We start from the raw sequence: 13,551 nt of genomic DNA, 5'->3' as shown, positions 1-13,551 counted from the left end.
ATTTTGTTAATAACCATAAAATTGGTAAAACAAGTAAAAATATAGCCTAAAAGTCGCTAATTTCTTATAAATGTACAGTTTGACAATTTACAAAAAGGTTTCTATTGTCATGAAAAATAACAAAGGTAAATTGGTATTACCAATTTATATTAAAAGAATTTAATAAGTTACGTGATGAGTGATTGCCAGTCCTCATCATAAAAACTGGATGCCCTTATGAAACTGCCCTATCAAGCTCTGTACACCCAGCTCGTTGAGCGTATCGATGACGAACGACTTATCCATGACCCTTTGCGTACCCTTGCCTACGGAACCGATGCCAGCTTCTATCGTATGGTGCCGCAATTGGTGGTGCGTGTGCACAACGAAGATGAGGTTCGCTTCGTACTGCAATGTACCCGAGCGCTGGACATCCCTGTCACGTTTCGTGCAGGAGGAACTAGCTTGTCTGGGCAAGCGGTGACGGATTCGGTGCTGATTCAATTGTCAGACCAATGGAAAGGCTACCGCATTCACGATCATGGTCATGCCGTGTCGTTACAGCCAGGCATCATCGGCGCTCGTGCCAATCAATTGCTCGCACCTTATCAGCGCAAGATCGGCCCTGATCCAGCGTCGATTAACGCCTGTATGATCGGTGGGATTGCCGCGAATAATGCCAGTGGCATGTGTTGCGGTACGGCGCAAAATAGCTATCACACTGTGAAAAGCATGCGCATTATCTTTGAAGATGGCACATTGCTCGATACGGCGGATGAGAACAGTCGTACAGCATTTCGAGAAAGCCACTCAGATTTGCTATCTACATTGGAAACACTTGCTTATGGTGTACAAAATAACAGCGATTTAGCAGACAAAATCAGACACAAATACAGGCTAAAAAACACCACCGGGTACAGTTTGAACAGTTTGGTGGATTTTACCGACCCATTTGAGATCCTGATGCACTTAATGATCGGCTCAGAGGGAACCTTAGGTTTTATCAGTGAAGTGACTTACCACACGGTCGAAGAGCACCCGATCAAAGCCGCAGCCCTAATCTACTTCCCCGATATGGAAACCACGTGTCGTGCGGTGACCGTGCTGAAAAGCACACCCGTTTCCGCAGTGGAGCTGATAGACCGTGCTGGCCTTCGTACCGTAGAAGGCAAACCTGGCATGCCAGAAATGCTCAAAGACCTTGGCGATGAGGTAGCGGGCTTACTAGTGGATGTGCGCGGCTCAACCGCGGCAGAGCTAGAGCAAAAAGTGGCTAAGATTACACAGTCTCTACAGGGGATGAATGCACTGTATGAGATTGAATTCACTCAAGAAAAAGGCTTATACGACACCTATTGGAAGATCCGCAAAGGCATGTTCCCAGCGGTCGGTGCGGTACGTAAAGTCGGCACTACGGTGATTATCGAAGACGTGGCGTTTCCCGTGGAACAATTGGCGGAAGGCGTATTGGAGCTTCAGGGCGTGTTCCAAAAATACGGCTACAGCGAAGCGATCTTGTTTGGCCATGCCTTAGAAGGCAACTTGCATTTTGTCTTTACTCAAGGGTTTGACGATCCTGCGGAAGTAAAACGCTACGAAGCCCTAATGGACGAAGTCGCACAGTTGGTCGCGGTGAAATACAACGGCTCTTTGAAAGCGGAACACGGTACCGGTCGCAATATGGCGCCCTATGTGCTGCTTGAGTGGGGGCAACAAGCCTACGACATCATGTGGCAATTGAAAAAAGCCTTTGATCCCAAGGGTTTACTCAACCCTGATGTCATCTTGACGCACAACGCCAACATTCACGTTGAGAACCTTAAGCCAATGCCTCAGGCAAACGATAAAGTGGATACTTGTATCGAATGTGGCTTCTGTGAGCATGCATGTCCTTCTCGAGCACTGACCTTAACGCCGCGTCAGCGTATTGTATTGTGGCGAGAAATTCAGCGTTTAGAGCGCTCGGGTGAATCACCAGAACGTCTGACAGAGTTACGCGAAGAATACGCTTACCAAGGAGTGGATACCTGTGCTGCTTGCGGCCTGTGTTCGATGCAATGTCCCGTCGGTATCAATACCGGTGATCTGACCCGTGAACTGCGCCATGATCGATACGATGACACTAAGGTCGGCTACTGGGTGGCGGATCACTTTGAAGGTGTCACTAAGACTGCCCGTGCTGGCCTAGCGGTGGCAGGCGGTATGCGCAATATCTTGGGTAACGGTGGTATGAAAGCCGTAACTGGCGTTGCCAATAGTGTAACGGGCGGTGTGGTTCCAAAATGGCACCCACAAATGCCAACGGCTGCATCCATGCCTAAACAACGCATTGGGGTCGCACAAGCTGGTCGTCCAAGCGTGGTCTACGTACCAAGCTGCGCCACCCGTGTGATGGGTGCTGGGCCAAATGCCGAGGACAAACGTCCTGTCATGGACGTTATGCTGTCTGTACTGGAAAAAGCGGGCTATAACGTGATTGTACCTAATGGGATTGAAAGCCAATGCTGTGGCATGGCTTTCCAATCCAAAGGGCAATTCGCTGCAGCGGAGCAAAAAGCCAACGATCTCAACACCTTACTGATGCAAGCCAGCCAACAAGGTGAACTGCCAGTGGTCTGTGACACCAGTCCATGTTTATTACGTATGAAGGAATCGTTAGATCCAGCATTGAAGCTTTACGAACAAGTGCAGTTCCTTTCTGAATTCGCCATGGTGAATCTAAATATCGAAAGCAAGATCCCGAAAATGGCGCTGCACATCACCTGTAGCACCACTCGCATGGGACTTGGGCAAACCTTTGTGAACTTAGCACAGCAACTGGCTGACGAAGTGGTTATCCCACCAGATATCACCTGCTGTGGCTTTGCTGGCGACAAAGGCTTCAGCACACCAGAGTTAAACCAAAGCGCCCTGAAAACCCTGAAAAGCGCCGTACAAGACTGCGAAGTCGGTTACTCCAACTCCCGTACCTGCGAGATAGGCCTAACCGAACATTCGGGGATTGAATATCAATCGATAGTGTATCTAGTGGATCAGCTGGCAACAGCTTAGGTTGATATAAATAAAGTGTATCTTGGCCTTATTTCTTGCGTTTTCATGACTCTTTGCTTTATTTAAAACTTCGTCATCAAAACCAAGGAAGGGCCTATGAAACGCTCTCTTATATTTCCTGCTGCTTTACTACTTTCTGCTTGTTCCACTAATTCACAATTAAATGTTGTAGATGGGTTAACGCTTGTTGCGGCAAACGATGGGGTTGTATTGAATCCGAGTCGTTGGATTATTTGGGACCATCCTTTGCAAACAACTTATGTTTCTCTAAATGGCCAGCTTGGTCTTCAGGTTGGGCAGGTCTGTACTGCAAGCCGCTATCGCTCGCCTTTTACTAATAATTGTCGAGAAATTGAGGGCACTGGGAAATATTATCACGAGTACTACAGTGAAGCTCAAAACTCAAAGACTTCTGGACAGCAAGATAAAAATAAATCAGATATTACGGCTAAAACTCAACGCTTACAGGGCTTCTTAGATGCAGTTTATAGCGAGAACGATGCTCAGATTGAGTACGTTGGAGCCGTCACGGATTACTATGTTTGTTTAGCCCATGAAAAGACTGAAGCAATTAAGAAAGAGGCTGAAGTAGCTGAGAGAGAGGCTGATAAAGCGAAAAATACAGTAGTGAAGCAGGATGATGTGTTGGGTACAAAGCAAGAAATTAGCGAAAAATCATCTTCATGCAAAAGCGAAAGAGATAAGCGTGACGGAGCACTCAAAACACTCCGCATAGCGCAAAACGAAGTACGTAAACAATCCATGATGCCAAATCGAGTCGTGTATAACTGGGCTGAGGCTCTGAAATTTGATGGTGGCGTTGTAGTAAAAGAGACATCGAATTCTATTTCTGGCAATCGAGAAAAGCAGGCTAGTGGTTACACCGTAGTAAACGGCCTTCATATACAGCGCTTTCAGCTCACCTGTGGCGACCTTAAAAAATTAAAAGAGTATGGTGATAGCAATCGTTTAAAAGTCGTGACTATGACGCTAAGTGCAGATGAGCTTTATTATGATGCTCGTGAATACAAGGCTACGGCCTTCAATACAAACGCGTCTTTTACCCTAAGCGAGCTCAAAGCACTTAAAGACATTGTAAAACTAGATGATGTTATAGTAGAAGTGAACGCGACATTAGCCAGTACCTCGGATCTTTCCTCAAAAGGCAGCTTAATAGCGACTGAAGTTGATTACGATAAGAGTAAGAATGGATTGACTTACTATGCTGTCCTTACCGACCTAAAATCGTTCCAATGCTCCAAGAACGATTCTGAATCCACACTTGCTATGATGAGCCAAGCAGATGAAACATAGTTATGTAGCCACCATCACAACCAAAACGTCGAGTACATGCCGAAGGCACAGACCAGTAACAACGCCCAGCCGATAAATTTAAAGAAGGTGGGCGTTTCAGCTTTTTGGATGCGCTCATGGAAATGCTGTCCCATCAAGTGGCCGACAAAGGCACAAGGTAGCAACCAAAGTTGATGAATGAGCTGTAAATCGACTCCCGCGATTAGGAAAGATGCCATCTTGATGCATACCAAGATAAACCAGAGTACGAATAAGGTATCGCGCAGCTGATGGCGTGGTACTTTGGTGGCGAATACTGAAACGATCAGTGGTGCACCGATCAAAGACGTGCCGCTAACATAACCGCCCATCATAAGTAGCCCCGTGCTGACGATGGGGTTCTTGCTGTAGAACGGTTTATTGATGATGTACGACACAGCAAATACAGCAACGATTACGAAAATCACACCAGTGACAATGTCATTGGGCAGGGTTAATAAGCCGAACACGCCAATCAGTTTGGGCACGATCATGATGCCCAATGCTTTGCGCAAATAGCCCCAAGAAATATTACCCTGCTCTGTAACGGGTTGTTCTGAATGTTCGCTAATCGTGGCTTTGTTTTCTGCTTTGGCTTTTCGCGCACCTCGCCAAGCGATCCAGCTGGAAAAGATCAGCAGATGAATGGAAATGATTGGTAGGAACACCAGAGGATCGTTGTGAACCAAGAGTAAAAACGGCAACGCCAATACTGCACCGCCAAAGCCTAACCCCGTGCGAACAAAACCACTCCAAATGAAAATCCCTGCGATGGCGGCGTACTGCCACCAAAGTAACTGTTCCATAGAATGTGATCCTTATTGGTTAGGTTTGGGTGATAAGCCTAAATTATGAGGGGATAAACCAGGCTTGGCTATGGAGAAACTTGGTTAATTCATCCCGTAGAAGTTTGGCTCTGACTGAAAGGCTACGTCGGTAGGGCCAGACTAGATAAATCTCACGGCGACGGCCATGCCACTCGGGCATCACTCGTATTAATCGCCCCTGCTGCACATCCTCATAGACAATGCTTTCTGGTAACAGTGTTACGCCATGGCCATGTTTGGCCAGATTAGCGGCGATTCGCATATCATTACCTGTATGGCGGTGCGTCTTATAAACGGCATGTTCTTGGCCGGATTCATGAATGATATGCCAATCAGTAAATAATTGCCCCGCAACACTTTCAGTTTGCTCTAACTCACTAAGGGTGTTTGGTCGTGGTGAAAACTCCGGAGATGCCACCAACACGCCTTGAATCTCTCCGACTTTACGCTGAATCAGTGATAAGTTTGAGGATTGCCCTGAACGCAAGGCCAAATCCGCTTGAGTGTCTTGTAGGCTTTCGTATTGATTGCTTAACTCTATTCTTAGGCTAATTTGAGGGTATTGTGCTGCGAAATGTACCCAAAATTCATCAAGTGGCCCTGATCCTAGGTTGGTTGGCGCGAGGATCTTCACGTCCCCTTCCAAGCTATTTAATGTGTGATCCAGATTGGAAATCCGTTGATCCAAAGCATCGATAAACTCCGCACATTCACGGTAATAACGCTCTCCCACCGTTGTTAGGGTTAAACCTTTAGTGGAGCGATGAAGTAACACCGAGCCCAACTTGGCTTCCAAGGCCGCAATCCGTCGTGACACCGTGGCGATGGTCATACCCAGTTTATCTGCGGCTGCTGTCAGGCTCTTAGTGTCTGCAGCGGCTATGAAAATTTTGAGATCATCGAGCATTTTTGCATTTTTGCATATTTGTAAAAAAGGTTATTGAAACTGTCTATTTTTACCAATATAGCGGTTTGGTAAGCTTACTGTATAGCATTAAGTGGTTGAGCAAAGAGGTTTTCCACATGAAACATCGCATTATATTCGCGGCATTGATGTCATTCGTTTTATCCCTACTTATGACAGCTTGGGTGACCTTTGTGAATTTAGGTATGCACCCTGATTTTGCCTCATTCTGGATGAAATCTTGGGTACTTGCATGGCCCGCAGCAGGCACCATCTCGTTTATCTTTGGCCCCTACTTACACCAGCTTGCTACCAAACTAGCAACCAAGTAGGACCGCGCTGCGCGCAGGAAAAGCCCTTGTACGACTTGTCTTAAGTAACAAGGGGGCAGATTCCTTATAAAAAATTTATCGTTTTGCGAGAGATAAATCATTAAAGGAATCTGACCCCTTATATGCTTCATTTTCGAATTCAACAACCAACAAAAAACCACGTCGGGTTGCCCCTGACGTGGTTTTTTTAACACTTCTTCCGATTGAGCAACTAAACCGGTATCTGTTGTGTAATGCAGTGCAGGTTGCCGCCGCCTAGCAGGACTTCTCGTGCTGGAATACCAACGATGGTATGAGACGGGAAGGCTGTTTGCAGTACTTGCTCCGCTTCGCTGTCTTTTCCTGCATCCAATTGCGGGTAGAAAACGGCGCCATTGGTAATCAGGAAGTTCGCGTAGGATGCGCCTAGGCGCTCCCCTGCTTCGCGGGCCATGCGGTCCGGTTGTACCAGGCCGTTGGCTTCTTCCTCACCCATAAACAGTGGTCCCGGCATGGGGATGCTGTGAACGATTAGCGAGCGTCCTTTGGCATCGGTGGTTTCGGACAATACCTTTAATGCCGCTTGGCTGATGTTGTATTGCGGGTCACTTGGGTCGTCACAGACGGTTAAGATGACTTCACCTGGTTTGACCACATGCAAGATGTTGTCGATGTGACCATTGGTTTCGTCGTTAAACAGTCCAAGGGGAAGCCAAATAACTTTCTCAATACCTAAGTACGCCTGCAGCTGCGCTTCAATGTCGGCACGGCTAAGATCTGGGTTACGACTTGGATGTAGCAAGCATTCTTCCGTGGTGTAAACCGTACCTTCCCCATCACTGTGGATGGAGCCACCTTCTAGAATAAACGGCGCATCGTAGCGCTGAACGTCTTCTAATTCAGCGATTCGAGTGGCAACGGTTTCATCATCTGACCAGTCGTCGTATAGACCGTCTAGCTCGCCACCCCAAGCATTAAAGCCCCAGTTGATGGCGCGTTTTTCGCCTTGGCCATTGATCACCATGGTTGGGCCGATATCGCGCATCCAAGCATCGTTATACTGCATTGGGAAAAGCTGTACCTGAGACGGTAGCATGGCTCTCGCCTGTGCCTCATATTCTGGTAATACTGCGACTTTTACTGTGACATAACCGCTTAAACGCTCAATAAAGTGGGCAAAGGTTGCTTGTGCGGGCAGTGCCTGCTCGCGCCAGTTGTCTGGGCGAGTGGGCCAAGCTAGCCAAACGCTTTCCTGTGGCTCATGCTCACCTGGCATCCAAAAGCCGTCCTGCTGTGGCGTTGTCATAGTGCCTCCTGTATTAATGGGCGGTCTTTACTTGGCCGTCTAGGGTTTTCAGCACGTCGTAGTGTTCTGGACGACGGTCACGGAACAAGCCCCACGCTTTACGCATGGTGCGCACATGGTCAAGGTCAAAGGTATGAACCAAGATGCTTTCTGAGCTGCGGTCCGCTTGCTCGATAAGCTCACCACGTTCATCACAGATAAATGATGAACCGAAGAAGGTTAACTCAAGATCGCGGTGTTGCGCCGCTTCTGTACCAATTCGGTTGGAGGCAATGACAGGCACTTGGTTGGCAGCCGCGTGACCACGCATGGTGTTAGTCCAGTGTGGCATGCTGTCCATCTCAGGTTGACTTGGTTCGGAGCCTATTGCCGTCGGGAACAATAGAATATCCGCGCCCATCAGTGCCATGGCGCGAGCTGTTTCTGGGAACCATTGATCCCAACAAATACCAACTCCCACACAGCCAAACTTGGTGTGCCACACTTTAAAGCCAGTATCCCCTGGGCTGAAGTAGTACTTCTCAAGGTAGCCGTCGCTATCAGGGATGTGCGTTTTACGGTAAACACCTAATAGTTCACCGCCTGCATCAATCATCGCCAGTGAGTTAAAACGTACTTGTCCGGCACGTTCGTACCAGCTGAATGGCAGTACAACGTCTAATTCTTTAGCGAGGGCTTGGAAGCGTTTAAAGGCCTCGTTCTCTTCTAAAGTAGTGGCGAGATCGTGGTATGACTCATGGATTTCGATACAAAAATACGGCGTTTCAAATAACTCTTGGATAAGAATGACTTGTGCGCCTTGAGCCGCCGCTTGACGAATTAGCTTTTCTGCTCGGTCAACGTTTTCCTGTTGGTTCCACGTGCAGTGCATTTGCGTGGCTGCCACCGTAATTTTTGACATGGTGTGTTCTCCAATTAGCTACCCTTGTGGGTACGTTATCGTTATCAAGTCACAGAAGTACAGGATGTGTCATGTGAGCGCTTCATCTTAGTTCCCCATGAAAAAAACGATATACCCCCACGGGGATATGGTGCGATAGGATGACGCTCAGTTAGTTTAGATTGATCACAACTCATGACGCGTTTTGATAAACGCCAGAGGAAGGAATTACCTATGAAAACCTATCAAGAATGGCAAGCCCTGCGTTCAGACATTCGTTTGCACTCAGACGCCTACATTAATGGTGCGTTTACCGCGGCACAGAGTGGGGAAACATTTGATTGTATCAACCCGACCGATGAGTCGCTGCTTGCCAAAGTGGCCAGCTGTGATGAAGCCGATGTGAACCTTGCCACCGAGGCTGCCAAAGCAGCGTTTAAAAGCGGTGTTTGGTCTGAAATGGCGCCAGGTAAGCGCAAGCGCATTCTGCAAAAGTGGGCAGATTTATTAGAAGCTCACCAAGACGAGCTAGCGCTTATTGATACCTTAGACATGGGTAAATCGATTTCAGAGATGGTCAATATTGATGTGCCAGACTCGATTGATTGCCTACGTTGGTCAGCAGAATGCATCGATAAGCTTTATGGCGAAATCGCACCGACGAACCCAGATAATTTGGCGCTGATTAGCCGTGAACCACTGGGCGTGGTGGCGATTATTACTCCTTGGAACTACCCACTGATGATGGTGATGTGGAAGATTGCGCCAGCTTTGGCTGCGGGCAATAGCGTGATTTTAAAACCATCGGAAAAATCGCCTTTAAGTGCGTTAAGAATAGCCGAGTTAGCAACGCAAGCGGGGGTCCCAGATGGTGTCTTCAATGTCCTCCCCGGTTTTGGTCACACAGCTGGTAAAGCCCTTGCGTTGCACCACAACATCGGCACGCTTGCTTTCACGGGATCAAGCCGTGTAGCAGGCATGCTGATGGAATACGCTGGGCAGTCGAATATGAAACGGGTCTGGCTTGAGGCGGGTGGTAAATCCCCTTGCCTAGTGTTTGCAGATTGCAAAGACGTGCAAGCAGCAGCGCAAGGCGCGGCAACGGCGATCTTCACCAACCAAGGTGAAGTGTGTATCGCGTGCTCACGCTTGTATGTGCAAAACAGCATCAAAGACGAGTTTATGGCCGCGCTATTAGAAGCCGCTAAAGCCTATGTGCCAGGTGATCCTTTGGATCCTGCGACCAAAATGGGGCCAATGGTTGATAAAGCACAACTGGATACGGTGACCCGCTTTATCGAGAGCGCCATAGCTGATGGCGCAACCCTTGCGCTGGGTGGCGTGCCAGATTACCAAGCGGGTAAAGGTTACTACGCGAAACCCACTATCTTTACGGATGCCAACCACGAAATGGAATTCGTTCGCGAAGAAATCTTTGGTCCAGTATTGGCGGTGATGGGCTTTGACACTGAAGAAGAAGCCATTGCCCTAGCCAATGATTCCAAATATGGCTTAGGTGCATCGGTTTGGACCAATGACTTGGGCCGCGCTCACCGTGTTAGTCGACGTCTTGAGTCGGGCATGGTGTGGGTTAACACCTGGGGTGATGGTGATACCACGGTTCCTTTTGGTGGTGTTAAAGCGTCTGGTAATGGCCGTGATAAATCTTGGCATGCCTTGGAAAAATACACCGAGATTAAAAACACTTGGATTAGCTTGAAGTAACAAGCCCCACTTTCATTGATTACCATACAGGGCCGTCACAGGACCGCCCTGTTCACACAAAGTTCGCGTACCAATAGGGTCGCCTACGTGTATAGGAGAGGTTTTATATGTCATCCCCTACTCATGCAAATTCATACTACGCAGCGTCTGCCAACGACAAGGCGTTACGTCCACAGCTTACCGGCGAACATCGTTGCGATGTTTGTGTTGTGGGGGCGGGTTTTACTGGCATATCCACGGCTTTAAGTTTGGCCGAAAAAGGGAAACGTGTGATCGTTGTAGAAGGCAGCCGTATTGGCTTTGGTGCTTCTGGGCGCAACGGTGGTCAGATTGTTAACAGCTTTAACCGAGACATTGATTACATATTCAAAAACTACGGGGACGACATTGGTCAGAAAATGGCGAAAATGGCCTTTGCTGGCTCAGAACTGATTCGTCACCGTATTGAAAAGTACAATATCGACTGTGATCTTAAGCATGGCAACGTATTTGCGGCCTGCAATAAGAAGCAATTCGAAGAGCTAAAAGCCAAAAAAGCCCTATGGGAATCCCATGGCCATAATGAACTTGAGCTACTGACTGCCTCATCGATTCAAGATCACATTGGTACGGATCGCTACGCAGGCGGTCTGCTGGATCGCAAAGGCGGCCACATCCAGCCGTTGAACTTGGTACTTGGCCAAGCGCGTGCGTTTGAAGAGTTAGGCGGCCAGATCTTTGAAGACTCTGAAGTGGTGCGTTTAGAGAAAGGCGTTCCTGGTAAGGTGGTCACCAAGCAAGGTACCGTGATTGCCGATAAAATCGTGGTGGCGGGTAACGCCTATGTGTTTGGATTGCTTCCAGAAGTTGAGAAAAAAGCCATGCCATGTGGCACGCAAGTGATCGCGACAGAGCCGCTTCCAGAAGATCTACAAAAGCAACTGTTACCAACAGATCGCTGCGTAGAAGACTGTAACTATCTTTTGGATTACTACCGTTTATCGGGCGATGGTCGACTGATCTACGGCGGCGGAACGACTTACGGTGCCCGTGATCCAGGTAAGATCGAATCGATCATCGTGCCGAAAATGCTGAAAACTTACCCGATGCTAAAAGACGTGAAAATCGACTTTGCATGGACCGGTAACTTCCTGCTGACCATGATGCGTATGCCTCAGGTAGGTAAAATCGGCGAAAACCTATACTACGCACAAGGCTACTCAGGCCATGGTGTGACCAACTCCCACTTAATGGGTGAGATCTTGTCCGATGCCATTGATGGCGACACAGAGCGCTTCGACGTATTCGCCAGCATGCCACAGTACCAGTTCCCGGGTGGTCGTATGCTACGAGTACCGTACACAGCGATTGGTGCAGCGTACTACAACATGCGTGACCAGCTAGGTATTTAATGCAGACTGAGCGTTAAGGTCTACATAGAAGCCGCTTTCGAGCGGCTTTTTGTTGTCTATCGCTTAGGCTTCAGTTCGCTCGACCAGTGACTGTGGCAGGATGCCCGCTTCCACTAGACGTTGTAGGCTTTGCTGGGTATGTCTTCGCAGTGCGTCTCTTAGTAGGCGCATGCTCGGAGTGATGGATTGGCGGCTTGGGCAGATTAACCAAAGTTCGCCGCAAGGGACGGTGTAGTCTGGCAATAGCGAGATAAGCCGCCCGCTTAGAATGTCATCTGCTACGTCTAATGCGGATTTCATGGCGATGCCATGCCCTGCCACGCACCAGCGTCGCACCATATCACCATCGTTGGCGGCCCGATTGGCTTTGGGTTTGATTTTGTAGCGGCGCTGCTCATCTTGAAAGTCCCAAGCATCGTTGAGTATGTCACGCAGCTGATAGAACAACGCGTTGTGCTGCATCAGGTCGTTCGGATGATGTGGCATGTCATGCTCGTCAAGGTATGCAGGACTGGCACACAATAATCTCGGTACATTACAAATTTTAAAGCCGTATAGCGACGCATCATTGGGAGCGCCATAGCGTAAGGCCATGTCCATTGCGTCTCGGTAAAAGTCGATGTTGCTGTCGCTCAGGTGCATTCTAAGGGTGATATCAGGGTGCTCCGCCATAAAAGCATCGAGCCAAGGGGCGATGACGTTACGCCCAAGGTCGGAAGACACTGCAATGCGCATTTCTCCAGAGATGGTCTGATTGTCCTTGGTAACGGCTTGTTTGGCGTGTTGCCATTGTTCTAAGGATTGAGCGCATAAAGGCAAAAAGCGCTCGCCAGCACTGGAGACGCGCAGTTGCCGAGTTGAGCGGATGAACAGCTCGGCACCAAGGGCTGCTTCAACACGTTTTAGCGCAGCGCTGGCGGTTGCTGATTGCATATCCAAATGGGTGGCCGCGGCGGTGATACTCCCCAACTCTGAAATCTTGAGAACCACTTCCAAATCTTCAATTTGCACAGACTTTTACCTATCTAATAGATTGTGAATGCAATGTTTATTATCAAATATTTTTTGATAATGATTCAATCTAAAGCGTGTTTTTCTCTCTTATTCGGGGCGCTAGTATCTCGGTTATTCCAAGGCTCTTTGAGCCTGTTACTGATTATGAGGATAAATTATGTCGCACTCTATTATTGAAGATTTAAGCAAACGCTACACAACCAAACACTACGACGCGAGCAAGCGAATCCCTGCGGCAGAGCTGGAGGTGATTTATGAAGCCTTACGCTTGTCTGCGTCGTCCATTAACTCCCAGCCATGGAAGTTCGTTGTGATCGAGAGCGAGGAAGCCAAACAGCGTTTCCATGATACCTTTGCAAATAAGTTTCAGTTCAACCAAAAGCACGCCAAAGCAGCGTCGCATATCATCTTGTTTGCCCACAAAACACACTACAACCGCGATGATTACGCACAAGTTGTAGATCAAGGGATTGCGGATGGCAGAACGACTCCTGAGCAACGCGAGCAGGCATTTGGCGCGTTTGCCTTTGCCGAGTTAAACACCGATGAGCAAGGCAACACAGCGGCATGGACGAAAGCGCAAACCTATTTGGCACTAGGGAACACTATGCATACCCTTGCACGCCTAGGCATTGATTCAACGCCGATGGAAGGTGTTGATCCTGAGCTAATTGGTGAGTTGTTTGCGGATGAATTAGCTGGCTATCAGTGTGATGTGGCGCTAGCGATGGGCTACCGTAGCGAAGAAGAGGATTACAATGCGCCATTGACTAAGTCACGCCTGAGTCGCGAGCAAGTGATTACCGTTCTATAAGCGTTTCGTTAGGACAA

General features: G+C 48.4%; 11 protein-coding genes. 6 read left to right on the top strand and 5 right to left on the bottom strand.

The window, feature by feature from the left end; all coding sequences use genetic code 11:
• Nucleotides 1-216: 216 nt before the first annotated feature.
• Nucleotides 217-3,030 carry an FAD-binding and (Fe-S)-binding domain-containing protein gene (locus C8D85_RS08070; RefSeq protein WP_133561456.1) on the top strand — a complete coding sequence of 938 codons (2,814 nt, stop codon included), beginning with the start codon at nt 217-219 and terminating at the stop codon, nt 3,028-3,030.
• Nucleotides 3,031-3,126: 96 nt separating this feature from the next.
• Nucleotides 3,127-4,344 (top strand): hypothetical protein, encoded by a 1,218-nt coding sequence (locus C8D85_RS08065; protein ID WP_133561454.1) that lies wholly within the window; start codon nt 3,127-3,129, stop codon nt 4,342-4,344.
• A gap of 14 nt (nt 4,345-4,358) precedes the next feature.
• Here the strand turns inward: C8D85_RS08065 and C8D85_RS08060 are convergent, their stop codons facing one another.
• Together C8D85_RS08060 and C8D85_RS08055 are read right to left on the bottom strand one after the other, a co-directional pair.
• Nucleotides 4,359-5,168 carry a sulfite exporter TauE/SafE family protein gene (locus C8D85_RS08060; RefSeq protein ID WP_133561452.1) on the bottom strand — a complete coding sequence of 270 codons (810 nt, stop codon included), beginning with the start codon at nt 5,166-5,168 and terminating at the stop codon, nt 4,359-4,361.
• A gap of 43 nt (nt 5,169-5,211) precedes the next feature.
• Entirely contained in the window at nt 5,212-6,096 is an 885-nt protein-coding gene (locus C8D85_RS08055) for a LysR family transcriptional regulator (RefSeq protein WP_133561450.1), read from the bottom strand.
• Nucleotides 6,097-6,212: 116 nt separating this feature from the next.
• Here C8D85_RS08055 and C8D85_RS08050 point away from each other — a divergent pair, with 116 nt between their 5' ends.
• Nucleotides 6,213-6,425 (top strand): DUF2798 domain-containing protein, encoded by a 213-nt coding sequence (locus tag C8D85_RS08050; protein WP_133561448.1) that lies wholly within the window; start codon nt 6,213-6,215, stop codon nt 6,423-6,425.
• A gap of 211 nt (nt 6,426-6,636) precedes the next feature.
• Here the strand turns inward: C8D85_RS08050 and aguA are convergent, their stop codons facing one another.
• Both aguA and aguB read right to left on the bottom strand, forming a co-directional pair.
• A complete protein-coding gene (aguA, locus tag C8D85_RS08045; protein WP_133561446.1) occupies nt 6,637-7,710 on the bottom strand; it encodes an agmatine deiminase in 1,074 nt (357 codons plus the stop codon).
• 13 nt (nt 7,711-7,723) lie between these two features.
• Nucleotides 7,724-8,611: an N-carbamoylputrescine amidase gene (aguB, locus tag C8D85_RS08040; protein WP_133561444.1), complete on the bottom strand. Its 888-nt coding sequence runs from the start codon at nt 8,609-8,611 to the stop codon at nt 7,724-7,726.
• A 213-nt stretch (nt 8,612-8,824) separates the two neighbouring features.
• On the opposite strand from aguB, the gene C8D85_RS08035 reads away from it, so the two are divergent.
• Nucleotides 8,825-10,315: an aldehyde dehydrogenase gene (locus tag C8D85_RS08035; RefSeq protein ID WP_133561442.1), complete on the top strand. Its 1,491-nt coding sequence runs from the start codon at nt 8,825-8,827 to the stop codon at nt 10,313-10,315.
• Nucleotides 10,316-10,422: 107 nt separating this feature from the next.
• The gene (locus C8D85_RS08030; protein ID WP_133561440.1) at nt 10,423-11,706 is read left to right on the top strand and encodes an NAD(P)/FAD-dependent oxidoreductase; all 1,284 of its coding nucleotides are present in this window, start codon (nt 10,423-10,425) and stop codon (nt 11,704-11,706) included.
• 63 nt (nt 11,707-11,769) lie between these two features.
• Here C8D85_RS08030 and C8D85_RS08025 read toward each other — a convergent pair whose 3' ends face one another.
• Nucleotides 11,770-12,717, bottom strand: a complete 948-nt coding sequence (locus tag C8D85_RS08025; protein ID WP_133561438.1) for a LysR family transcriptional regulator — start codon at nt 12,715-12,717, stop codon at nt 11,770-11,772.
• A gap of 160 nt (nt 12,718-12,877) precedes the next feature.
• On the opposite strand from C8D85_RS08025, the gene C8D85_RS08020 reads away from it, so the two are divergent.
• Nucleotides 12,878-13,534, top strand: a complete 657-nt coding sequence (locus tag C8D85_RS08020; RefSeq protein WP_133561436.1) for a nitroreductase family protein — start codon at nt 12,878-12,880, stop codon at nt 13,532-13,534.
• Nucleotides 13,535-13,551 lie beyond the last annotated feature (17 nt).

The sequence above is a fragment of the Marinomonas communis genome, assembly GCF_004363305.1.
In the GTDB taxonomy this organism is placed as follows: domain Bacteria; phylum Pseudomonadota; class Gammaproteobacteria; order Pseudomonadales; family Marinomonadaceae; genus Marinomonas; species Marinomonas communis.
The sequence above is the reverse complement of the archived record's forward strand: the minus strand, read 5'-3'. Positions and strand labels throughout refer to the sequence as shown.